At 68.5% G+C, this 24,267-nt stretch carries 16 protein-coding genes and 1 riboswitch; of the genes, 7 read left to right on the forward strand and 9 right to left on the reverse strand.

Translation table 11 applies throughout. From position 1 onward, the window contains the following. Nucleotides 1-123 precede the first annotated feature (123 nt). The 5 genes from STHE_RS09895 to STHE_RS09915 form a co-directional block, all read right to left on the reverse strand. Nucleotides 124-1,656 (reverse strand): hypothetical protein, encoded by a 1,533-nt coding sequence (locus STHE_RS09895; protein WP_012872438.1) that lies wholly within the window; start codon nucleotides 1,654-1,656, stop codon nucleotides 124-126. A gap of 446 nt (nucleotides 1,657-2,102) precedes the next feature. Then, complete coding sequence (locus tag STHE_RS09900) at nucleotides 2,103-4,910, reverse strand: Ig-like domain-containing protein (protein ID WP_012872439.1); 2,808 nt, start codon at nucleotides 4,908-4,910, stop codon at nucleotides 2,103-2,105. A gap of 15 nt (nucleotides 4,911-4,925) precedes the next feature. Continuing rightward, a complete protein-coding gene (locus STHE_RS09905; RefSeq protein ID WP_012872440.1) occupies nucleotides 4,926-5,192 on the reverse strand; it encodes a hypothetical protein in 267 nt (88 codons plus the stop codon). A 643-nt stretch (nucleotides 5,193-5,835) separates the two neighbouring features. Then, nucleotides 5,836-7,755 carry a hypothetical protein gene (locus STHE_RS09910; RefSeq protein WP_012872441.1) on the reverse strand — a complete coding sequence of 640 codons (1,920 nt, stop codon included), beginning with the start codon at nucleotides 7,753-7,755 and terminating at the stop codon, nucleotides 5,836-5,838. A gap of 860 nt (nucleotides 7,756-8,615) precedes the next feature. Beyond that, nucleotides 8,616-9,482, reverse strand: a complete 867-nt coding sequence (locus tag STHE_RS09915; RefSeq protein WP_012872442.1) for a DUF72 domain-containing protein — start codon at nucleotides 9,480-9,482, stop codon at nucleotides 8,616-8,618. A gap of 247 nt (nucleotides 9,483-9,729) precedes the next feature. On the opposite strand from STHE_RS09915, the gene pdo reads away from it, so the two are divergent. From pdo to STHE_RS09950, 7 genes are all read left to right on the forward strand, one after another. Then, entirely contained in the window at nucleotides 9,730-10,410 is a 681-nt protein-coding gene (pdo, locus tag STHE_RS18775) for a protein disulfide oxidoreductase (protein WP_012872443.1), read from the forward strand. A gap of 206 nt (nucleotides 10,411-10,616) precedes the next feature. After that, a complete protein-coding gene (nhaA, locus tag STHE_RS09925; protein WP_012872444.1) occupies nucleotides 10,617-11,951 on the forward strand; it encodes a Na+/H+ antiporter NhaA in 1,335 nt (444 codons plus the stop codon). A gap of 159 nt (nucleotides 11,952-12,110) precedes the next feature. Continuing rightward, a riboswitch (FMN riboswitch) is annotated at nucleotides 12,111-12,242 on the forward strand. Nucleotides 12,243-12,333: 91 nt separating this feature from the next. Continuing rightward, nucleotides 12,334-13,497 carry a bifunctional diaminohydroxyphosphoribosylaminopyrimidine deaminase/5-amino-6-(5-phosphoribosylamino)uracil reductase RibD gene (gene ribD / locus STHE_RS09930; RefSeq protein ID WP_012872445.1) on the forward strand — a complete coding sequence of 388 codons (1,164 nt, stop codon included), beginning with the start codon at nucleotides 12,334-12,336 and terminating at the stop codon, nucleotides 13,495-13,497. Then, entirely contained in the window at nucleotides 13,497-14,135 is a 639-nt protein-coding gene (locus STHE_RS09935; RefSeq protein ID WP_012872446.1) for a riboflavin synthase, read from the forward strand. Before ribD ends, STHE_RS09935 begins: the two co-directional genes overlap by 1 nt. A gap of 14 nt (nucleotides 14,136-14,149) precedes the next feature. Beyond that, nucleotides 14,150-14,842, forward strand: coding sequence for a 3,4-dihydroxy-2-butanone-4-phosphate synthase (gene ribB, locus STHE_RS09940; RefSeq protein ID WP_012872447.1), 693 nt, complete (start codon nucleotides 14,150-14,152; stop codon nucleotides 14,840-14,842). 76 nt (nucleotides 14,843-14,918) lie between these two features. Beyond that, complete coding sequence (ribH, locus tag STHE_RS09945; protein WP_012872448.1) at nucleotides 14,919-15,401, forward strand: 6,7-dimethyl-8-ribityllumazine synthase; 483 nt, start codon at nucleotides 14,919-14,921, stop codon at nucleotides 15,399-15,401. 342 nt (nucleotides 15,402-15,743) lie between these two features. Continuing rightward, on the forward strand, nucleotides 15,744-17,702 hold the full coding sequence (locus STHE_RS09950; protein ID WP_041399001.1) for a hypothetical protein: 1,959 nt from the start codon (nucleotides 15,744-15,746) through the stop codon (nucleotides 17,700-17,702). Nucleotides 17,703-17,756: 54 nt separating this feature from the next. On the opposite strand, the gene STHE_RS09955 is transcribed toward STHE_RS09950, so the two are convergent. The 4 genes from STHE_RS09955 to STHE_RS09970 all read right to left on the reverse strand — a co-directional run bounded on the left by STHE_RS09955 (nucleotide 17,757) and on the right by STHE_RS09970 (nucleotide 24,186). Continuing rightward, entirely contained in the window at nucleotides 17,757-18,539 is a 783-nt protein-coding gene (locus STHE_RS09955; RefSeq protein WP_012872450.1) for a PIG-L deacetylase family protein, read from the reverse strand. Then, nucleotides 18,517-20,409, reverse strand: a complete 1,893-nt coding sequence (gene selB / locus STHE_RS09960; RefSeq protein ID WP_012872451.1) for a selenocysteine-specific translation elongation factor — start codon at nucleotides 20,407-20,409, stop codon at nucleotides 18,517-18,519. The genes STHE_RS09955 and selB overlap by 23 nt, the downstream gene beginning before the upstream one ends. 195 nt (nucleotides 20,410-20,604) lie before the next feature. After that, on the reverse strand, nucleotides 20,605-22,422 hold the full coding sequence (locus STHE_RS09965) for a cellulase family glycosylhydrolase (RefSeq protein WP_012872452.1): 1,818 nt from the start codon (nucleotides 22,420-22,422) through the stop codon (nucleotides 20,605-20,607). 216 nt (nucleotides 22,423-22,638) lie between these two features. Then, the gene (locus STHE_RS09970) at nucleotides 22,639-24,186 is read right to left on the reverse strand and encodes an ArnT family glycosyltransferase (RefSeq protein ID WP_012872453.1); all 1,548 of its coding nucleotides are present in this window, start codon (nucleotides 24,184-24,186) and stop codon (nucleotides 22,639-22,641) included. Nucleotides 24,187-24,267 lie beyond the last annotated feature (81 nt).

The following is a 24,267-nucleotide window of genomic DNA, read 5'->3' on the forward strand; positions in this document are numbered from 1 at the left end:
TCTATCGGCCCTCACCCCAAGCCCCTCTCCCAGGGTTGGGAGAGGGGCAACCACGTCCGTCCACCTCATTCCCCCTCTCCCAACTTTGGGAGAGGGGGTGAGGGGGTGAGGGCGTTTCCCAGCCTACCATGCGTGGGTCGGCATCTCGTGCTCGTGGCGCTGGCCGTCCCAGGTCACGCCCCAGAAGTGCCAGCGGAAGGACTCGACCAGCGACCGCAGCGTCCCCTCGATCTGCGAGCGGATCGGCGTCCCGTCCTCCTCGAACCACGGCGAGAGCGGCTCCGCGTCGACGAACTCGGTCGCGTGCGTCGGGACATTCGGTGGATCGCCCGCGCCCTGCCACGACTGACCCCAGAAATGCCAGCGGAACGCCTCGACCAGGCTCTTCAGCGTCGCCGTGGTCGCCTCGGCGTCAAAGGTGCCGTCCGTCACCCACGGGCCAGGCTCGGTGCCCTGGGTAATCGTGTCCACGTGGGTCGGCATCTCCGGATGGTTCACGCCATCCCAGGTCTGGCCGAACAGGTGCCAGCGGAACGCCTCGACCAGCGACTTCATGGTGGCGTTGATCGCATCGTCCTTTGGCGTGCCGTCGGCGTTGAACCACTCCGACTCACCCGCTTCGCCGACCACAAAGTTCCACTGCGCGGTGAACTGGTCGCCTTCCTGGTCGGTGACAGTCGCGATCACCCGATGGACGCCAGACGGCAGCGTGCGCGGCGCCGTCGCGAGCACACCCCCGCCGGCCCGCGGCACCACCTGCACCGGCACGTTCTGCCCATCGATCATCAGATGCACCGAGCGGATGGGGCTGTCGGAGCGAGCCTCGACGCCGACGGCGATCTCCGTGCCGGGCGCATGGGTGCTGTGCGGCGCCGGCAGCAACTGGGTGAAGACCGGCACGTCGCGCTCATAACCCGGCGGGAGCGCACCGCGGGCGTAGATGACCCCCGCCTCGAAATCGTACTCCGTGTCCAGCCCGGACACGCCCACCACGACGGCGTCGAGCGCGCCGGCGAAGCTCTCCCAGCCGGCGCCGATGCAGCCGGCCGCAACCCGCAGCGCGCCGTCATCATCCGGGCTGACGATCGCTGCGTCAGGGTAGACCTCCAGGTAGGTCGTCAGCAACTGCGGGTTGGCCTCGGTCATCCCCGCCAGCCCCTGCTTCGACCACCAGAGCCCGCCGAGCGCGTCCCAGTCCTGCCATCGGCGGTTCACGAGTTCCACGCCCTGCAGGCCGGGCTGGAAGATCAGTTGGTCGTCCGCCTCACCATCGGCGTCCGCGTCGATGTCCAGGATAAGCATCGGCGCGACCGATAGGTCACCGTCCATATCGACGTAGGTGCTGTACTCCAGCTTCGTCAGCGTCGCAAGGGCGACGCCATCGAATGCGCTCTGGCGTAGCTGCGGGAAGCCGTTTCCGTCGGCTGACACCGCAAAGTGCAGGCTGCCGCTGCCGAGCGGTGGGACATCCGGTCCCGCTGCAAGCCAGGCCTCCCCGATGCCGGGCGAGGCTTCGCAGACGACGGGCGAAAACTCCCAGCCGGCATACTCCTGCGCCGCGGCGGGTGCAGCGAGCACAGCGAGCAGACTGCTCAGGATCAGGAGAGCAGCGGCGGTGCGACCAATGACGGCCACACGGCGGCAGGTACCTGTCATGAGTTCCCCTTCCGCTTCCCTAGCGCGTCGTGACCGGGGGTGACCCCGTAGCCCCGGCCCGGCCGCCAGGCCGGTGATCGGTCCCTCAACAGCTTAACGCCTCTCGACCCGAACGGCCGCGCTGTCCGAACAGATCACGGCAGGCACCCTAGTCTAACGGGGATGTGACTGATGGGGCAAGAGGGAAGCATGGAACGGCCCTCACCCACTGTCCCCGCTCCCAAGGTTGGGAGAGGGGGAACGTCTTGCGTCATGCGTCATGCGTCATCCGTGCCGCGTAATCCGTATTGCGTATCGCTCGCTTCTCTCCCCTGGTGGGCTCCGTCCGAGAGGTGTCGGGGTGCGGGGCCCCGAGCCAGGCACCACGCCCATTGAACACGACAGCGCCCCCCGGTTTCCCGAGGGGCGCTGCCCTGTGTCACCTATCCGTCAGGAGACTGACGGCGTCAATCTTCCGAGGGATCGGTGACGTGGATCTCGAAGCTAGTCTCAGCCAGCACACGCTCCGGGGTCTCGCTCAGGTCCACCAACCGCAGGGTCACGGTGTAGATTCCGGCCGGCGCCGAGGCGTGCGACTGCACCGTGAACGTGGTGTCAGCGGTGTAGCCGTTGGGCATCGGGAAACCGCTCGACGGTCCCCAGGAGCCTTCCCACCGGCCGTCAACGCACGCGAACGTGTCGTTGATGCCCTGCGGATCCTCACCGTCGACCGCCGTGATGTTGAACACGTCGGTCCACGAGTCGCCTGCACCGCACGCCTCCGGCTCCGGCGGCTTGACGATGATCCGGAACAGAGCCTGCGAGATGTCGAAGCCGGTGCGGTTCGTGGCAGTGGCCTCGATCTCGAACTCATCACCCTGGTCAACGCTGGTGGGGCCACTCGCGCTGACTTCGGGCGCTACCCACGTCTTGGTCGCGGTGCCCGTGCCCCGGCCGTCCGCCGTGGCGGTGATGGTGTCTTCACCCGCGTTCTCGCCCGTGTAGGTGCACTTGATCTGGCCGTTCTCGTCGGTCTGCTGGGACGCATCGCTGTAGGTGAACGTCGCACCCGCGTTCGGGCCATCACCCGTACGGACTTCGCACGTCACCGCCGCGCCCGGCACCGGGTTGTTCGCATCCGATCCGTCGGTGACCGTGACGGTCACAGTGTGCTGCGTGCCGAGCAGGTTCGTCGCCTCTTCAGGCGTCACGGAGACCACGCGGTAGAGCCCCGTGACCCACTCCTTGGTGCCCGTCTCGGTCTCATCAGCATCGACCACACCATCGCGGTCAAGATCGACCCAGACCTCCAACTGGTCCGTGCCGAGTTCGCCGTCATCGTTGGTGTAGCTGAGCGCCGCCTGGCCGTTGGCACCGGTCGTCCCCGACACCTCCAGGCCCGCGTTCGGGCCGCTCGTCACGCGGAGCAACGCCCGCACGTTCGGCGCCGGATCACCGAACAGGTCCCGCACCGTCACCGTCACGGTGTGCGACACCGGATCGCCGTTCTCGTCGTTGACCGGGTTCGGCGACTCACCCCAGTCCACGTCGAAGTCCACGGCAAACCGCGGCGTCGCCTGCGGCGTGACCGCCAGGTTGAAGACGGCCGAGCCGTCGCCGGCAACCTCGTAGTTGACGTTGTTGGAGACGCCCAGCAGCGCGCCGTCACCCACCACGCCGACCACTGCCGCGCCGGTGAAGCCCGCCGGCATCTGGCTGTAGTTCAGCGTGTACAGCGTCGCCCCACTGCCGGCCGGGATCTGGATGGTAAGCGGATCCTCGGCGTCGGTCGCCGCGACCGTCGGCGCGACCGGCACGCCGGCGGAGTCGAGGAACTGCACCCAGGCCTCAACGCTGCTGTTCGCGTCGCTGTTGAACAGGTTGATGCCCGAGGTGTCGCCGGTGCCCGTCTGCGGGTTGCCCTTCTGCACCAGCGGCAGAGCGAGCATCGACAGATAGTAGACGCGACCGAGCTGGGTGTCGCGCAGGTCGATCTCGAAGCCGCCCTGCAGCGACCGGCCGGCCGCGTAGGACATCGCGTGGCCCTCACCCTGGCCGCCGAGGTACTTCACCTCGTCGATCGCCGCCGCCAGCGGCGCCGTGCCCTGGATGCGGACCGCCGTGATCTGGTTCTCACCGATACCGAAGGAGCCGGTCGCCGGCGTGTAGACGTACTCCATGGCCCGCGACGGGATGGTGCGGGTCTCCGCCGCCACCACGTTGCCGGCGTAGTTGTAGTAGGTCACCGAGACCTGGTTGGTGGCGCTCGACAGGTTGGCGATGTTGATCCCGGTGTTCCAGCCGTTGTAGTCCCGGAACACCAGCGGGCCGTACTTCAGCGTCGGGCTCACCACGGGGTTATCGGTCCGCGGCTGGGCCACGGTGGTCAGCATCATCTCGGTCGACGGCTTGTTGCGGAAGGCCATCGCCACGACCGCGCGGGTCGCATCGATCCAGACCGAGCCGACTTCCTCGTCGGGGAAGCCCGCGTCCTCGCGCAGGTCGACCACGATCGACTCACCCGGACCCAGGGTCTCGCCCGACAGCAGCGCCACGCTCGGCCCGGCGAAGCCCTGACCGCCCGCGGCGTAGAAGGTCGCGTTCACCGAGTTGTTCGCACCCGAGACGTTGGTGATGACGATCGCGGTGTTCCAGCCGTTGTTCGTCTGGACGATCGGGATCACCCAGCGGGACGGCGCGTCGAGGAAAGCACCGCCGACGCTCGCCAGGAGCACGTCAGCCAGCGGGATCGCGCTGTAGCCGTCCACCATCTCGGTGTTTGCCGAGGTCCGCGGGCCGACCGTGCCGACGGTGTGCTTCTCAGCACCCGCGATCCGCGGGAGCGGGATGTCGTCGCAGTAGTACAAGGTCACCGAGTACGTGCCCTGGCCCGCCGCAGGCTCAGCGCCATCCGGGCTCCAGTCGATGTACAGGGTGTTCCCCGCGTACCACCAGTTGTAGTCCCGGCCCGCGCGGAAGCCGTCGATGGCGATGGCGGCCGGCTCAGTGGCGATCCCTACGATCTGGTCGGTCGTGTTCTCCGGGGTGCCACGGGACCCGGACGTCTGGTCGATTTCGCACCGGATGACCCCAGCGTTGATCAGGTCGGCGGGGTTCGCCCACCATGCCGCAACCACGACGCCGCCGCCGCCCGGCTTCCCCTCCTCCGGGTCGTACGCCGGGAGGCCCAACTGCGCCGCGGTCCAGGTCTGCGACGCCCGCGGATTGAGCGTGATCGAGGTCAGCTCGTTGCCCGCCGCGTCGTACACTTCCACGTCGACCGCAAACGGCTAGAGGTTCTGCACGGTGATCGAGCCGGTGACCCCCTCGACTCCTCCGAGCGTGTCATTGTGGGGAACCCACGGGAAGAAGATCTCGAGTTCGCCCGGATCATCGGGCGCTGCGGCCGCCGGAACGATGGCACCCACGAAGAGGCTAGAGATCAGCCCCAACGCGAGCGCGAGGTGGAGAAACTTCTTTCTTACCCCGTTGCTCCTTCCGCACCAGTCATCCGACCGGTCGCATTTCCGAAACCCAATCAACCCTTCACCACGCATTCGCCCGCTCCAGCGTCACGCCAGCGCGGGCTGGACCATGACGCCTCTCCTCCTCGTCATCACCCCCTTTCAGCTTTCGATACGCCGGGATGGATGCGGGCCGCCGTGCGTCTCCGCACCGCTCCCCTCGGCGGTCTCATTTCTCTATATAGCGTATTCTATCATATGACGCAGCGACGCGCATATACCCCTGGCACCATGCACTCGCACCTGGTTGTCGTGCTGTCGCATCGCGCTGGGCCGCTCCACGCGTCGCTGTCATAGAAGAACACGCATCATGGTCCTACCTTTGGTAACGCGCGTCCTCCGTATCGGTCGCGTCCATCTTGTATAGCCCTCTTCTTTTACAATCCATCCACCTGCATGTCAACGTAACGTCGTTCATGAAAATCCTCTGAATGTGGGACAAGAGCTGACGGAAGCTCGTGGGACGCGTGATGATGCGTGATAGGAGGAAGAGGAGTGAGCAACACCTGACGCGTGCAGACAAAAAAGCCGCCCCCTGGTCGGATCCAGGGGGCGACTCCGGTGTGACCGTTGGGTTCCTCGTAACAGTCCGCGTTACAGCGTTGTGGTTGTTCCGGGCAGCGGCCGGCCGGTTACCCAGCCGGCCGCTCCGCCGGCGGTTAGACGAGGGGATCCATTAGAGGACCGACTCTTCGGGCTCCTCGAAGTCGAAGACCCAGGTCGGAGCGAGGTTGTAGACGGCCGAGCCGTCGCCGGCAACCTCGTAGTTGACGTTGTTGGAGACGCCAACCAGCGCACCGTCACCGACGACACCCACGACCGCCGAGCCCTGGAAGCCAGCCGGCATCTCGCTGAGGCTCAGCGTGTAGATCGTCGCACCCGCGCCCGCCGGCATCGGGAACGACAGCGGCTTCTCAGCATCGGTCGCGTCGACCGTCGGCGCAACCGGCACCCCGCTCGAGCTCAGGAACTGCACGTAGGCCGTCACGGCAGCGTCGCTCGGGTTGAACAGGTTGATGCCGGAGGTGTCGCCGTAGCCGGTGGTCGGATTGCCCTTCTGCACCAGCGGCAGACCGAGCATCGACTCGTAGAGCACGCGCTCGCCGGTGTCGATCGCGTCACCACCGAACTGCGCCCGGGCAGCCGCGTAGGTCATGGCGTGCCACTGGTCCTGGCCCTCGAGGTACTTCACCTCGTCGACAGCCACCGCCAGCGGCGCCGAGCCCTCGATACGGGCCGAGGTGATCTGCCGCTCGGCAAGACCCTCACTGCCGGTCGCCATGGTGTAGATGTACTCCATGGCCCGCGGCGGGATGTTGACCGTCTCCGCGTGCACCACATTCCCGGCGTAGTTGTAGTACGTCACCGTGACCCGGTTGTTGTCGCTGGACAGATTGGCGATGTTGATGCCCGTGTTCCAGCCGTTGTAGTCGCGGAAGACGAGCGGACCGAACTTCAGCGCCGGGCTGTTGATCGGATCATCGTTCCGCGGCTGGGCCAGCGTGGTCAGCATCATCTCGGTCGACGGCTTGTTGCGGAAGGCCGCCGCCACGACCGCGTGGGTCGCATCGATCCAGACCGAACCGACCACCTCATCCGGGAAGCCGGCATCCTCGCGCAGGTCAACGGTGATCGACTCACCAGGTGCCAGCGTCTGGCCCGAGAGGAGCGCGACGCTCTCGCCGGCCGAGCCCTGGCCACCCGCGGCGTAGAAGGTTGCGTTGACCGAGTTGTTCACGCCCGAGACGTTGGTGATGACGATCTCGGTGTTCCAGTGGTTGTTCGTCTGGACGATCGGGATGATCCAGCGGGACTGCAGGTCCAGCCACGCCTCCGGGAAGGAGGTAACGCCGGTCGCCAGGATCAGATCCTGAACCGGGAGCGCGGTGTACCCGTCGACGATCTCGGTATTCGCCGAGGTCCGCGGACCAACCGTGCCGGTCGTGTGCTTCTCCACACCGGCAATCCGCGGATCCGGCAGATCAAGGTCGGGGCAGTTCAGCAGATCGACTTTGATCGGCGTGTTGTAAGCCGGCTCGGTGCCGTCCAGGCTCCAGTCGATGTAGAGGATCCCGTTCGCAACCCACCAGTTGTAGTCGCGGCCCTCGACGTAGCCCACGACCTGGATCTTGTTCCAGTCCTCGCCGTAACCGTCCGGCACGGCGAACTCGTCGGTGGTGTCCGCGGGCTTACCGCGGGTGCCGAGGGTCACAGGGCCCTCACCAACCACGTCGCAGATCTCGGCGAAGTCAAACCAGTGCGCGACGGCGATCACACCGGAACCCGGCTCATCGATGCCGAGCTGCGCCGCGGTCCAGGTCTGCGACGCCCGCGGGTTGAGCGTGATCGAGGTCAGCTCGTTGCCCGCCGCGTCGTACACATCGACGTGGACCGAGAACGGCTCGAGGTTCTGCACCGTCACCGAGCCGGTGATGCCGTCGATGCCCGCCAGGGAATCATTGTTCGGAACCCAGGGGAAGTAGATCGCCCCCTCCCCGGGTTCTTCCGGCGCTGCTGCCGCCGGGGCGATGGCACCCACGAAGAGGCCCGTGATCAGCCCCAGGGCCATCGCGAGGTGGAGAAACTTCTTTCTCACCCCGTTACTCCTTTCGCACCAGTCCTAAGACCAGTGGATTACCCGGAACCCAATCTGTCACACCTACATTCGGGTGTTCGGCCGCGCGGCGCACCCGCTCGCGCCGGCCAGGCAGTAGGCGAATTTCGTTCGTTATCACCCCCTTCTAGATTCCCAATCCCCTTCGGATGTGGGTTGCGTCGCGCCCGCATCCGGCGGGCGGGGCGGCTCCAGCGCTGCCGTGATCTGTTCCACACTTCCTGGAGCCGCCCCGCCCGGCGACACAACTTCGCCCGTATCGCAGACTCCGTTTCCCCGGCATCTCGCCCATCGGGCGATCGGACCGGTCCGCCCGGTCAACCTATCCGCTCCAGGTCAACGACGGTGTCGCGCATGACCGTCACCGAGCGGGTCCGGCATCGGTAGAGCCCAGCGGATCGGCAACACCACGCCGGGCTCTCCCGTGATGATAACGCGTGTTTCATATTCGGGTTTCGCCCGAAGCGCATCACCAGGAAATATCTCCTAGTTCCGTTGCCACTGGTACTGCGTGAGCGAGGATTGGTAGATCGCACGCATGCTGAATCTGATGCGCTCATCATCACGCAATCGCGCGATCGTTCGGGCAAGGGAGCGGCCAGATCTGCAGGATCAAACAACGACGAAGGCTACCGTCAGAATAGGAAAAAAGTACTATGGCCCACGTCCGTACGCGGCTTGCCCGACCCCCAGGGAGCAACCGCCGCGCGGCACGAGAACCTGGCCGCCCCACGTTGTCACCCGCTGGCACCGGCCGGGACGGTGTGGCACGGCACAGGGCAGCCCGCCCTACCCACTCCCCACCGGAGACGCGGGGGCAGAGTGCTGCGAGCTGCGCTCGCCTACTCGTCGAACAGGGTGCGTTGCTGGGGGCCGCCGTCAGGCAGCGGCGGGTGGGGGATGCCCAGCATGTCCATCAGCCGGACCGCGTTGCGGGGCCCCTGGTTGGCGTAGTTGGTGTTGAAGAAGACGTGGACCGCCTCGGCGGCGCGGACCGCCGCCTCCAGCTTGTCGCGCCACTCCTCCAGTTCCTCGGTGCTGTATTCCCAGTTGAAGCGGTCGCGGCTGGAGCCGGTGAACTTGTACCAGGTCTCGTAGTTTCGGCCGTGGAAGCGGATGATGGCCAGACGCGGGTTGGTCACGCCGTACACCGGCGGGACGCTCCCGGTGCCCATCTGCGGCTCATCGGCCATGGTGTAGGCGAGGCCCGTCTCTTGGAGCAGGCGCAGCGTGTCCTCGGCATGCTCCGGGTCAAGCCAGTCGCGACGGCGGAACTCGACCGCGATGGTGAAGCCCGGCAGCAGCTCCGGCAGCAGGCGGAGGTACTCGCGGTGCTCCTCGGTGTTGCGGTAGGAGGGCGGGAACTGGAAGGTGAGCGCGCCCAGCTTCCCGGCCTGGGCAAGCGGCTCGATCGCCTCCGCGAAGGCCTCGGCCACGGCGGCGTCGGGCACGGGCGCCTCGCCCCTGGGCGTCTCGGGTGTGCTGGTCAGCTCACGCGGGGGCTTGACGTCGAAGATGAAGCTGGGCGGCGTGCGCTGCACCCAGCCCTCGACCATGCGCCGGTTCGGGATGCGGTAATAGGTGGTGTTGACCTCCACGATCGGGAAGTAGCGGGCGTAGAAGGGGAGTTGCTCGGCTGGTTTAGTCCCCGGCGGGTAGAAGGGGTCGTGGTCGCTCCAGGCCGAGGTGCCGATGAGTAGCTGGCCCATGTGTACGCTCCTCCCAACCGGTGTCGGTCCCGGCGCGGCATGCCCGGAGCCGGACGATGGGATCTGCGGTGGTCCGGCGCTCGATTATCGCACGGCGCGAGCCCGTTGGCAGCGTCCGTGCGACAGCAGACGCAGGGTCCGCGCCCACGCTGACCTGAGTGATGGAACAGGCACGCCCCGGCGGATCCCCGCGCGATGGTTCGCACGTCGGCCGCCGGCCGGAACGAGCCTCGAAGGGAGCCACACCATGGCCATCATCCCGCAGCAAGATCAGGAGTACCTGAAGGAGCTCTTCGCCGAGAAGCTGGAGCACCCGGTCACACTCCGCTTCTACACCCAGCGCCAGTCGGTGCTGAGCGTACCGGGGCAGGAGTGCGGCACCTGCTCCGACACCCACGCCCTGCTGAACGAGCTGGTGGCGCTCTCCGACAAGCTCACGCTGGAGGTCCGCGACTTCGTCACCGAGCAGGAGCAGGCGAAGGCGGAGGGGATCGAGGAGATCCCGGCGATCGTGCTGGAGGGGCAGAACAAGGGCACCGTGCGCTTCATCGGCGTCCCGGCCGGCTACGAGTTCGCCACGCTGATCGAGGATCTCATCGACGTCTCGCGCGGTACCACGTCGCTTCAGCCGTACAGCCGCGAGGTGCTGGCCGCGCTACAGAACCCGGTCCACATCAAGGTCTTTGTCACCCCTACCTGACCTTACTGCCCGAGTGCCGCCAGGCTGGCGCACATGATGGCAATCGAGAGCGACAAAGTCACGGCGGACGTGATCGAGGTGAGCGAGTACCCCCTCATGGCCCAACGCTACCGGATCTACGGCGTGCCGAAGACCGTCATCAATGAGTCGATCGAGCTGGAGGGCGCGCGACCGGAGGAGGCAATGGTCGGGGCGGTCGAAGCGGCGTCCCGTAGCGCCGCGTCCTGACCGGGCACACCGCTCGGCTCCCCGGGGTGATGGACCAATGGGGCGCACCGCTTCGGGTGCGGCTCTGCAACCGTGCGCGTCTCTGGTACAGTTAATCACCACGTCGTCGTGTGGTCGAACGCCGGTCATGGTCCATTTGTCCCGCATCGTGCGCGCCTCGCGACGGTACGACCGCAGTCATCGTAGGTAAGGAGCACGGCGATTCCATGCGCCCGGTCCGGCGCGTCATCACTCCGCTCGAGGAGTTCATCCACTCAGAGGTCTCGGGCGGGATCGTCATGCTGCTCGCGGCCGCCGTCGCGCTCATCTGGGCCAATTCGCCCTGGAGCGAGAGCTACACCGACCTGTGGCACACCCCGCTGCGGATCGGGCTCAACGGCACCGGGCTGACCCTGACCCTCCACCAGTGGATCAACGACGGCCTGATGGCCATCTTCTTCCTCGTCGTCGGCCTGGAGATCAAGCGGGAGCTGCTGGTCGGCGAGCTGGCCTCGCCGCGGCAGGCGGCGCTTCCGGTGGCGGCGGCTTGCGGTGGAGCTGTCACCCCGGCGCTGATCTACCTCGCGCTCAATGCCGGGACCGATATGGTCCGCGGCTGGGGCGTCCCGATGGCGACGGACATCGCCTTCGCGCTCGGCGTCCTCGCGCTGGTCGGGTCGCGCGCGCCGATCGGGCTCAAGGTATTCCTGACGGCGCTCGCTATCGTCGATGACCTCCTGGCCGTCCTGGTAATCGCGGTCTTCTACACCAGCGACCTCAACTGGGGAGCCCTGGCGGCCGGGGGCGGGATCTTGCTCCTGCTGCTCGCCGCGAATCTGGCGCGTGTCTCGCAGCCAATGGTCTACGCCGTGCTCGGGATCGGCCTGTGGTTCGCGTTCCTTCAGTCGGGCGTCCACGCGACGGTTGCCGGGGTGCTGCTGGCACTGACCATCCCGGCGCGGAACCGGATCGACCCGACGGAGTTCCTCGACCGGGCAGGCGCCGCGCTGGAGGAATTCCGGGACGCCTGCGAGCCTGGGCGAAGCGTCCTCTCCAACGAGCGGCACCAGCAGGCGCTCCACGCCTTGCGGGCCGCGGTAGGACACGTGCAGCCGCCGATGCAGCGGCTGGAAGACGCGCTCCATCCGTGGGTCGCCTTCCTTATCGTGCCGCTGTTCGCGCTGGCGAATGCAGGCGTCTCGCTCGGGGGTGACCTGCGCGCGGCCTTCTCCGGCACCGTCACGCTCGGTGTGCTGCTCGGCCTCGTCATCGGCAAGCAGATCGGCATCACCCTGACCACGTGGCTGGCGGTGCGGACCGGGTTGAGCAGCCTGCCGGAGGGGGTCAGTTGGCGTCACCTGCACGGCGCGGCCACGCTGGGCGGGATCGGCTTCACCATGGCCCTATTCATCGCGGAGCTGGCCTTCGTCGACGAGGCCCATCTCACCATGGCCAAACTGGGGATCTTCATCGCCTCGCTTATCTCCGGCATCCTCGGCTGGATCCTCCTGCGCCTCACCCCTGCCACGCACCCCCGCCACGCCGTCCACGCGGCTGACTGAGCGTCATCGGGCCACGAGAGCGCCGGCATCGTGCCGGCCTTGCGTGCACAGCTCCCCGCTCCCAACGTTGGGAGTGGGTGCCGCTTCGTCGGGAGACTGCGCCCCCACTCCTCCGTCGCACGGTTGACGGCTCGCTCCGGCGGGCCTATACTGCGAGCGCAAGACCTTCGGGGCAGGGTGAGGCGCCTGGCGCCAATTCCCGACCGGCGGTATAGCCCGCGAGCGGCGAGAGCCGCAGGATCCGGTGAAACTCCGGGGCCGACGGTATAGTCCGGATGGGAGAAGGTATGCGACGGCCGATCCGGCCGTGCGAACCTATCTTGCCACCGCAACCCGAGGGCTTGCCCTCGGGTTTTTCGTGTCAACGAAGCGGGGGCGAGCCATGGTGACCACGGACTGCCGGGTCGTGCCGGCAACCGACCTCCACTGGATGCGGCGGGCACTCGACCTCGCCGCCAGTGCCCGCGGGCGCGTCGCGCCCAACCCCGCCGTCGGGGCCGTCCTGGTCCGCGACGGACGCCTGGTCGGCGAGGGAGCCACCGAACCGCCGCCCGGAGCCCACGCCGAGATCGTCGCGCTCCGACAGGCAGGCGCCCTCGCCCGCGGCGCCACCCTCTACGTCACTCTCGAACCCTGTGCCCACTACGGGCGAACGCCACCCTGTGTCGATGCACTCATTGCAGCCGGGATCGCCCGTGCCGTCGTGGCACTGCGCGACCCCTACCCGGCGGTCAACGGGCGGGGACTGCGTCTCCTGGCCGAGGCCGGAGTGCGGGTCGAGCTGGGCCTAGCCGCCGGTGCGGCCGCTGCGATCAACGCCGGGTTCCTCAAGCGGGTGCACTGCGGCCTGCCGGAGGTGACGGCCAAGTTCGCGGTCAGCCTCGACGGCAAGATCGCCACCCACACCGGCCACGCGCGGTGGATCACGGGCGCCGAGGCGCGGCGCGAGGGCCACCGGCTGCGCGACACGCACGACGCGATCATGGTCGGTATCGGCACGCTCCTGGCCGACGACCCGCTGCTCACCACCCGCCTCCCGCCCGAGGACTGCGGGGCCGGCGGCCCGCATCACCCACTCCGCGTCGTGGTCGACAGCCAGGCGCGGACGCCGCCGGGTGCCGCCATGCTGCAGCCGCACATGCCGGGTCGAACGCTGCTCGCGACCACCAGTTCGGCCCCACCCGAGCGCATCGCGGCGCTCCGCGCGGTGGGGGCCGACGTGGTGACGCTCCCGGATCACGGCGGACGAGTCGACTTGCACGCACTGCTGCGTTGCCTCGCGGCGCGGGGAGTCAACAGCGTGCTGGTCGAGGGAGGCGGGACGCTGCTCGGCGCACTCTTCGACGCCGGATTGATCGACCGCGCGGTCGCGTTCATCGCCCCGGTCATGGTCGGCGGGCGGGACGCGCCGGGGCCACTGGGTGGCGAGGGCGTGGCCACGATGGACGCGGCGTGCCGCCTCCGCGAGGTCGAGGTGTGCCAGGTCGGGAGCGATCTCATGGTGCAGGGCCGGGTGCAGCCGATACCCGGACTGGAGGAGGTGTGATGTTCAGCGGCATCGTCGAGGAAGTCGGCACCGTGGCCGCGCTCGGCCGGGTCGGAGGCGACGTAGCGCTCACCATCCGCGGCCGCACGGTGCTGGAGGGCACACGGCTCGGAGACAGCATCGCCGTCAACGGGGTTTGTCTCACCGTTGCTGACCTGGACGCGGGCCACTTCGTCGCCAACCTGCAACCGGTGACGCTCCGGCTAACGAATCTGGGCGACCTCAGCCCCGGCTCCCCGGTAAACCTGGAGCGCTCGGTCATGGTCGGCGGGCGGATCGGCGGTCACTACGTCCAGGGGCACATCGACGGCACCGGCCGGGTCGTCTCGCAGACACCGGACGGTGCAGCGGTCGTGGTCCGCATCGCGACACCGCCGGAGATCCATCGCTACCTGGTGCCGCGCGGCTTCATCGCCGTCGACGGCGCCAGCCTGACGATCGTGGAGGTTCTGCCGGACGGCTTCACCGTCTCGCTGGTGACCCACACCCAACACCACACGACGCTGGCGCACAAGCGGCCCGGCGAGCGGGTCAACCTGGAGGTGGACATCATCGCGAAGTACGTCGAGCGGCTCTGCGGTCCGTCGCCCGGCGCGGGGGTCGACCTCGACCTGCTACGACGGGCGGGGTTCGCCTAGAGGGAGGAGGCATCGTGCCGCTGGCGACAATCGAGCAGGCCATCGCCGCGCTGCGCGCGGGCCGGTTCGTCATCATCGTCGACGGGCCGGACCGGGAGAACGAGGGCGATCTCTGCATCGCCGGACAGTTCATCACACCGGAAGCGGTGAACTTCATCGTGCGCGAGGCGCGCGGGCTCCTCTGCGCAGCGATGGCGCCGGAGTGGGTCGACCGGCTGCGCCTGCCGCTCATGGTCGACCCGGCGTCCAACTCGGCACCCTTCGGCACCGCCTTCACCGTGTCGGTGGAGGCACGCCAGGGGGTCACGACCGGCATCTCGGCGCACGACCGGGCCCGGACGATCCGCACCCTTGCCGATCCGGCCTCCACCCCAGCCGACTTCGCCATGCCCGGCCACGTCTTCCCGCTCCGCGCCCGTCCCGGCGGGGTGCTGGAGCGACCGGGGCAGACCGAGGCGGCGGTCGACCTGGCACGCCTGGCCGGGCTGCACCCGGTGGTGGCGATCTGCGAGATCATGGCGGACGACGGGACCATGGCCCGCCTCCCCGAACTGGAGCGCTTCGCCACGCGCCACGACATCCCGATCATCAGCGTCGCCGACCTCGCCGCCGTTCGCCGGGCACAGGCAGACCGCCACCCGGCCGGCGTGGCAGACCACAGCCCCGCGGGGACCGCCGCCCGCGAGGGTACGGCGTACGGGTGCTAGCGGCGGCGCAGCGCCCACACAACCGCACGGGGGCACCAGGGCACCCCGGTACGCAGCAGGCGTAAGGAGAGAGACGATGCGGACGATTGAGGGTATGTTGACCGGGCGCGGGCTGCGCATCGGTATGGTAGTCGCACGCTTCAATGAGTTCGTCACCTCGAAGCTCATGGAGGGCGCGCTGGACGCGCTGGTGCGGCACGAGGTCGATCCCGACGCGATCGACGTGCTGTGGGTGCCGGGCTCGTTCGAGATCCCGCTCGCGGCCAAGCGCATGGCCGACTCCGGGCGCTACGACGCGGTGGTCTGCCTCGGCGCCGTGATCCGGGGCGCAACCCCGCACTTCGACTACGTCGCGTCCGAGGTCGCCAAGGGGGTGGCGAACGTATCGCTCGCCACCGGCGTCCCGGTCATCTTCGGGGTGCTCACCACCGACACCATCGAGCAGGCGATCGAGCGCGCCGGCACCAAAGCAGGCAACAAGGGCTTCGACGCCGCCGTCACCGCGATCGAGATGGCCAACGCCCTGCGGCAACTCGACACCGTCGCAGCGAGCGTCTGACCACCGGGATGACGGCAGCGGAGCCGGGCCGACGGCCCGGCTCCGCGCCGTGTGCCTTGCCCCGAGAACCTCGCATGCTCCACCAATCGCGACGCTCTCACGAAATGACCACGCGCAACACTTGACATTTCACCATCCTGTGATACGATCATAGTACCTTAGTACTAGCCATGTTGTGCCGTAAGATCACCCGACTCATCGGGTGGGTTCGGCGCGCCTGAATGGAAGGAGGTCGGGGAGCGAGACGCCTCGCGCCCCGGCGAGAGGCTGCTGCATGCCCGGCGCGAGGCACGGGGTAGGGGAGGAGTACCGGTCGCCGACCGGCAGGAAGGAAGCATGCCATTGCACACCAGACTGCTTCGCCTCGCGGTGGCGCTGGGGCTGGCCACCGCGCTCTTGACGGCTGCCATCAGTCCCGCCGTCGCTGATTCCGCGGATGCGGTGGTGGACCGCATCTACTTCCCCTGGGTGCCGCACCACGACACGATCGCCGGGGTGGCCGGTGTGACCGGCGCGATCATCGTGCAGAACGTGGAGCCCGTCGCGGTCGATGTGGTGGTCAAGAACACCGTCGGACAGAAGCTCGCCGGGCTCACGCTCAATCCGCGCGCATCGCAGGTCTGGACCGCCGCACAACTGAAGATACCGCGGGAGAATCCCGAGGAGGGCACCCCCGGCGGGGCCGGGATCGTCGTTGAGGCAACCTGGACTGACCCAAAGGAGGTCAACCAGATCGACCAAAGTGTCTGCGTGGAGCGCGATATTCCGTTTAGTAGGAACCCCTCACGTAGCTTCGATGTCCTCCAGAAGCTGACCCTGACGTCCCCCGTTCTCATCGGCAAGATCTACCAGCCGGACTTCGTCTTCCCTGCCGATAGCTACGTCGCCCGGTGGGACGGAAACGGCACGCTTGCCGTCGACTGGAGCCCGAGCGGGCCGGAGCCGGCAGCAAACGTAACCTATCGGGTGAAGGTGTACGAAAAGTGCCCGCCCCCTCGGATCGCCGGAGTCGAGAAGCACACGGTCGGCACTCTGTTCGGCCCGCAGACGACGAGCACTACCGAGATGGTGGACGGTTACAGCGCCGTGCCGCACAGCGACCTGAAGCGTGCAGCACAGGGCGGGGAGACACTGGAGGAGCAGATCCGCTGGGTCGTTCCCATCGTGCAGACCAGCAGCGGCTGGAACACCGAGATCTTCATCACCAATGTTTCCCAGAACGACACCACGGTGAACGCCACGTTCTATCCGGCTCAAGGCCAGGGTGTGGCTGGCCGGGGAACCCTTATCCTCGGCAACTACTGGCTGCCCGCGGGGGAGAGCGTGTCGGTCGACCTCATGGCCGACACCCCGCTGCCAGAGGGGCGCGTCGGGTCGCTCTGGGTGGACGCGACAGAGGACGTGGTCGTCGCGGCGTTCCGGATGAAGCCGGAAACGGGCATGATGCTAACAACCGTCGCTCAGCCGCGCTACGATGAGCCCACGAATGGGGACACCTGCGACCAGTGCGTTGCGTACGGCCCCCTGGTGTTCCGCGACTACAACGGCTGGAACACGGGGATCAACATCGCGAATCTGTCCAGCTTCTATAACCGGGTCACGGTGACCTATTACAACTACGACGGCAACGTGGCGGCAACTGATTTGCTCACCATCCCGCCACGGGCGATGGAGTACGTCTACACCCCGGCCACGGGCAATGTCGGTATCGGCGACAGCCAGATCACGGCGGTGCAGATCGTGGGCAACTACCCACTGGCAGCGGCGATCGACGAGGTGAAGTACCTCGCCGGGCACGGTCAGGGTCACGCCATGTCGTACCCAGCCTCGGGCGACCTATCGGGTTTCGAGCCGAATGGGGGTGTTCCCGTGCTCGACACCGGCCGCTGGTTCTACGAGCGATTGCTGGCACTGCCGCTGGTGCAGAGGGGGATCACCGACACCGGCACCGGCGACACCTCGGGCATCAACCTGTTCAACCCTGCCCCGAACGACACCGTCGTGGCCTGGGTGCAGTTCGTCGACTCGGCCGGGGTGCCGGTCGCGCCGACCGTAACCGGGACCGACGCGGAAGCGCCGTTCAACCTGCCGCTCGGCCCGCATGCCGGGGCCACCCTCTATACCCTCCGGTACAGCGAGATGCTCGACGGGTTCATCGGCTCCGCTGTGATCGGCGTGGTGGGAGACGGCGCGCTCGTCGGTGTGTCGAACAACGTCAACTACGCCGTGGCGGGCGACGGCTCGGCTGCCTTCACCCTCACCCGCGCCGATACCGTGTACGACCCGCGCCCGCCCCGATGAGTCCACGGCAGGCCTCGGCGCCCGCTGGGGCCTGCCTACCCGCCACACCGAGACCTAGGAGTTGGTACGCAGCGGCCAGAAGCGCTCGGCCGGGCGGCCGGAGCCGACGGCGCGGGCGTAGCGGCGGGTGGACTCGGCCGGATCGCCCTGGTGGCGGAAGATGACCGGGAGCTGGGTGCGGTAGCAGAGGATGGCGCGCACCCGCGCTTCCAACTGGACCGGAGTGAGGAACCGCGTCTCGGCCGGACCCGCGGCGACCTCCGCAGCACGCGCCTGGAGCGCGGGCGCACCGGCCGGGTCTCCGGCGTAGGGGAAGTCCTCGTACGCCAGCACGCGGCGGCCCATCCCGGCCAGCCGCTGTCCCGCGAGCGTGGCGATCTGGTGGTCCACATGGTTGCCCAAGCCGAGCGGCACGTAGACCGTCGCGCCCGGTGCGGCCAGCGCGGCGACGGCCGCGGTGAGGTCGTCGACCAGCGGGCGGTCGTCCGGGTGGAGAGGGCCGAAGAGGTCGTCATCCGAGGTGTAGCGCGTGCCCCGGTAGATGGCGTCGTGGAAGTCGAGCCAAAGCGCTTCGGCTCCCAGCGCGGCAGCGGCGCACGCCTCCTCCGCGCGACGGATGCGCACGGCGTCGTCCGGTCCGACCCCCCAGCGCTCGTGCTGGAACCGCGCAAAGTCGCTGAGCGGCCCGGTCGGCGCGCCGCCGAAGCAGGTGACGATCAGCGGGCGCGCGCCGCCTTCGGCGAAGGAGGCCACGGTCCCGCCGCAGGAGAGTGCCACGTCGTCGTAGTGCGGAGCGAGGAAGACCGGGCGTGGCTCAGGCGGAGTGGTAACGGACACGCTCGTCCCCCACACGCCGGGTCACGCGCTGGTGATCGAGGTACTCCAGCACGGCCTGGGCGTACTTGCGGCTGGACCCGAAGTGGTCGCGGAACTGGGCCAGTGTGATCCGGCCCTCCCGGTCGATGATCTCCAGGACCTGCCGCTGGATCTCCTCGAAGGTCTCGCGGGCGAAGATGATCCCCTCGTCGACCCGCACCACCTCGCCCGTCTCGGCCAGCGCGATGGCGACCTCCGGGTCGATCCCGAACTCGGCCGGGCCGGGCGGCGTGTAGGGCGCCGCCCGCAGTGCCGCGAGGTAGCGGTCGATCTTCTCCCGCTGCTCCGGGGTGAAGGTAATCTCGTGGCCGGGAAGGCGCAGTGTCTCGCCGTCGTCCACCAGCGCAGCCGCGGAAGCCGCGTGGGCGACGATCTCCTCGAAGACACGAGCAGGCAGACCGGTCCGGCTGCGGACCTCCTCCTTGGCCATGCCGCGGCGGAGCGGCTGGCGCCGGTGGTAGGACTCGAGCAGGGCCTGGATGTCGCCGGTGATACGCTCCAGCGTGTCGGCACGGATCAGGTAGCCCGCCGGGCCGCCACGACCGAGCGCCACCACCTGGCCCTCCGCGACCAGCCGGTCGATCGCCGCCTGCACATCGGACTCCGGCAGCGCCACGCTCCGCACGAGCGCGCGGCGCTCCTGCGGCCCGGCGGCGAGTGCCTGGGCGACGATCTCCTCCGGCGCCCCGGAGGCAAGCACCTCGAGCGCCTGGATGACCTCGGGCCGGAAACGACGGTGGCGACGTGGGTGCGCATCGACGACCACCCCGCCGCCGATCGTCAGGCTGGGCGAGGGGCGCCGCACGATGAAGCGGTCGCCTCTGACGGCCACCAGGGGCGTTGGGAAGCGGAACTGCACCCAGCCCTCTTGCCCCGGCTCGATCCGCTCGGCATCGAGCAAGGTCACCCGCGCCAGGGTCTCGGCCGAGCCGAGGAAGAAGTCCACCTCGTCGTTCTGCTCCAGGGCGACCGGTGAGTCAGGCACGAGCCGCAGCCGGGCATCCAGCAGGCGCGTCGGCGTCAGCCAGCCAGGGACCGTCAGCACATCGCCTCGGGCGATCTCTTCGACCGAGATCCCCGCCAGGTTCACCGCGGTGCGAGAGCCCGGCTGTGCGCGTTCCACCTTCGACCGGTGGCTCTGCAGCCCGCGCACGCGCCCACGCCGCCCGGCCGGGAGGATCTCGACCTCTTGACCGATCTCCAGCGGCCCGCCGAGCAGCGTCCCCGTCACTACCGTGCCGAAGCCTGCTACGGTGAAGACCCGGTCGATCGGCAGCCGCGGCCGACCGGTTTCGTTGTGCGGCGGGACGGCATCCAGCAGTGCATCAATGGCGGCGCGCAGGTCGTCCAGCCCCTCCCCGGTCACCGCCGACACCGGCACCACGGGCGCTCCGTCCATCACGGTGCCGCGCACCGCCTCGCGAATCTCCTCGACCACCAGATCCCGCCACTCGCCATCGACCAGGTCGGTCTTGGTCAAGACAATCAGTCCCCGCTCGATCTGGAGGAGATCCAGGATCGCCAGGTGCTCGGCCGTCTGCGGCATCGGCCCCTCGTCGGCCGCGACCACCAGCAACGCCGCGTCGATTCCGCCCACACCTGCGAGCATGTTCTTGATGAAGCGCTCGTGGCCCGGCACGTCGATGATGCTGATCTGCCGCCCGCTGGGCAGCTTCATCCAGGCGAAGCCCAGGTCAATCGTCATCTCCCGTTCCTTCTCCTCGCGGAGCCGGTCCGGGTCGATGCCGGTCAGGGCTTTCACCAGCGTGGACTTACCGTGGTCGACGTGGCCGGCCGTGCCGACCACGTAGGTCAGGGACTGCATGCTCATGGGGACCTCATGGGTCATGTCCTGTTGCAGTGCCGACGCGCTCCGGTCACCAACGCAAACGCGATTATACCCCTCCGCGTGTCACGAACTCGGGTTCCAGAAACCCCGACTCTCTGTCGACTTCCGTACGTCACCCCCCTCTCCCAACGTTGGGAGAGCGGACGGGGTGAGGGCCGCTCGGTCGGGAGGATGCGCTCACCGGCGGCGCACCGTGCTCCGCCGGGCGCGGGACCGAGCACGGAGGTCAGCGGCAGTGAGGCGTCGCGGGACGTGGCCGTTGGCCCCGCCGCCCGTCGGGCTCGGCGGCAGGGCAGGGCGGAAGCGCCAGTTCCACACGAGCGACGCCAGGGTCAGGACCACCATCACGGCGAAGGTTCCGTAGATCCAGGGGTAGGCCCAGGACTGCCACGGCTGCCGGACGACGACGAAGCCGGCCAACGCCACCGAGCCGCCCTCGCCCGCCAGGGCGCGAATCTCGGCCACATGCGGCCCGTCGTCGAGCCCGTCGGCCACGGTGACTCGGCCATCTGCGTCCGGCACAGCGATCGCCGCCCCGGTCTCGTCGGTCGGCAACCCCGGTGCCGGCTCGCCGTCGATGGTCACCATCAAGCCCTGACCGCTCCCGTCGAGCAGCAGGTCGAGCCGCGGTCCGCTGAAGGGGATGCGTAGGGTCGCCCCGGCTGCCGCCGGCACCAGGGTTTGGCTTGTCCCCTCCCCGACGAGGTTCCACCCGCCGTCGTGCTGGATCAGTCGGGTGCTGGCGGGATACGCGCCGGTGTAGGCGCGGTCGAGCCGCGCGCGGGACCCCGCGAGCGTGGTGTACGCCGGAGTCGGTGAGAAGTCGTAGTTGACGATCGCAAAGCCGCGGGTGGGGTTGCGGCCCGCATCGGGCGTGGCGGTGGGCGACGTCGGGAAGCGGAAGAGCCAGACGCACATCGCGCCGAGCCAGGGCCACTCGCGCTGCGCCCGCAGATAACCTTGCAGCAGGTAGCGCGCCTGCGTCTCGGCACTCACCGGCCTGCCCCAGACCGAAGCATCGCCGGTCCAGTCGTCCGGCAGCGACACCCACCCGTACTCGGCCGCCCAGATCGGCTTGTCGGCGTCACCGTTGCGCACCATCACCTCCCGCATCTGAATCACGCGGGAGAAGTTGTTGCGCTCGAACTCGACCCGGCGGTCGTACGGGCTGTAGCCGTAGCCGTAGACCATCGCCGTGGCGATATCGAAGTAGTCCTTCGCCCCGGCGTCGTACATCCCCTGCAGGAAGAGGAATTCGTTCAGGTTCTCCGGTCCGCGCTGGTCGGTCGGGGCCAGGCCCGGAAGGAGAACGACCACCTCCGGGTTGGCCTCCTTGGCCGCGGTGTAGGCAGCCTTGAGCAGTTCAGTGAAGCGCGCCGGGTTGATCGGCTGCCCGCCCCACTCCCCGTACAGGTTCGGCTCATTCCAGATCTGGATGTAGCGGACCTTGCCCCGGTAGCGGCTGACGACGGTGCGGACGAAGTCGGCGTAGTCGGCGTCGTTGTTCGGCGGGCCGTCAGGCACCTGATCCACGCCCGGCTGCCCCTCCCGCGCCCAGCGCGGCGGTTTGTCGAGCCGGGCAATGATCTCCAGCCCGCGCTCGTGGGCCAGGTTCACGATGCGGTCGTACTTCTCCCAGGTATCCTGCCCGGTACGTGGGTCGACGTAGACCCCCTTGGCCGGCTCGATCTCGTACCACGCGAACATCTGCCGCACGAAGGTGAAGCCGCCCGCAGCGATCATGTCGAGCGTGCGCTCGACCTTCTCCGGGTCGGCTTCCTCATTCAGCAGCGTGTTGACGCCCAGGGGGTTGACATCGGTGTGCGGGATCGGCTGGAGATCCTCCCCCGCCTCAACACCTCGCGTGAAGTACGGCTGGCTCAGCGCGGCGACGCCCAGGCTCCCGAGCAGCCCGAGCAGGACGAGCACGTGGAACGCCACACGCACGTCCCAGCGACGGATCAGTCGATGAAACCGATGCCCAACGGCGCTCACCGCCTTCGTCCTACCTCCCGGCCCCATCGCCGCATGGGCGCGCACAGGTGCACGTTCGTTGGCCACGCCCCAGAGATGGTACACCAGCCCATTTCAGCACGGGGGGACTGGTATCCGTCCAAGGGGCTACGAGGCGCTGTGCACGACGTAGCGTGCGGACACCACCTTCCTTGCTCCTGAACGCTCCACGGGAAGCGGTTGTGACGAGGAGCAGGATCACTCCCCTGCCGGCCAGCCGATGACGAAGCGGCCGACGGTGACGGAGCGCTCTGCGGCCGGGGGGTCGACCTCCGCGGTCGTGTCGACGACCCAGAGCCGGGCACCATGCGTCGCGAGCATGTCAGTCAGCAGCGCCGGCTGGTCCGTGACCACGACCGTGTCGGGCTGCCCGGTCAGGATGCGCAGCGCGTAACCGGCATTGTAGGCGTCGGCTGGTGGGTGAGGCAGGACGACCGGAACGAAGGGCCGGCCGAGCGGGTCCGGCTCGCGAAGCGCCGTGGTCAGCACCGGGGCGAGTTCCCGTGTGTCCGGATCCGGGTAGTCGCGCGGCGGAGCCGCGAGCCGCCGGCCGAAACTGGCGAGCAAGAGGACCACGCCGAGGACGGCGACGAGGCGCGCCGCGCGTTGGACATACCGGGACGTCGCTCCCCACCCGGTCGGGCGCAGATCCCAGAGGTCGAGTGCGGCGGCCGCCAGCGCGGGGAGGAGCAGGACGACGTTCGAGAGGAGGTAGCGCTCGGCGCCCGGGCCGAGATTCGCGAAGGTCGCCGTGACCAGGATCAGCAGCAGTGCCTGCCCGCCGACGAACACCACGTGCACGCCCCAGCGCCGGGGGTGACGGAGAAGGAGCCAGAGCGCCGCGCCGGTTGAGGCGACCACCACGACCCGCACGATCTGGAGCAGCGCCCGGGGGTAGGCGAGAAGGCGCTGCAGCAGCGATGCGCTCACGTTCGCCGGGTCCAGCTCGGTCTTGATCGCGGCCGTTTCCCGCGCGAACGCGAGGGGATCACCGAAATGGGCGTAGTTCTGCTGCAGCCACACGCCGATGAAGAGGAACGGGAGCAGCGCGCCCAGGACGACGCCAGCCTGCCGGCGGCCGCGCAGCCAGCCACGCAGCCAGCCGCCGCCCAGCACCAGCGCGGCCCAGACCGCGGCGTAGAACCACCCCTCGTAGCGAACGGCTGTGGCTGCCATGAGCGACAGGGCGCCGAGGACGAGCGGGCGGCCCGAGCCGGTGACCCACCAGCGGGCCAGGCCGAGCGCGGCGCCGCTGACGAACGCATGGAACACCGGCTCGGCCATGCCGCTCACGGAGAACCAGACCTCGTATGGGAACGCCGCGACGACGAGCGCGGTCAGGGCCCCGGCCCGCCGCCCCGCAAGGGTGGCGCCGACGAGCGCCAGGTTGGTGATCGTGGCCAGCCCGGCGAGCGTGGCCAGCAGTTTCGGCGCGAGGTAAAGGTTGTCCCAGATGGCCAGCGCGCCACCAAGCAACCAGAAGTGCAGCGGGAGCCAGACCCCGACTTCCCACCGCGGGTTCTGGAGCCACTCGTAGCCGTGGATGACGCGGGTGAAGCCATCGGCGTTGTACTCGACGAAGCCCAGCCGGAGCGACAGCCAGGCCAGCACCAGCCGGATACCCCAGGCCGCCGCGATGGCGATCCACAGGGAATGAGGGTGAGCCCAAAAGCGCTCAGGCGTCTCGGGAAGAGCTAACGTGGCCTCGCGCCGCTGTGGTTGCACAGGTGTCCTGAGACGATCCATGTCCAGGTCCTACCCTACGACACGGGCAATGCGCCCGCGGCAGCGGCGCAGTCGTCGCTCGGCTTCGCGTTCCCGAGGCCC

Source organism: Sphaerobacter thermophilus DSM 20745 (assembly GCF_000024985.1).
Lineage (GTDB): Bacteria > Chloroflexota > Chloroflexia > Thermomicrobiales > Thermomicrobiaceae > Sphaerobacter > Sphaerobacter thermophilus.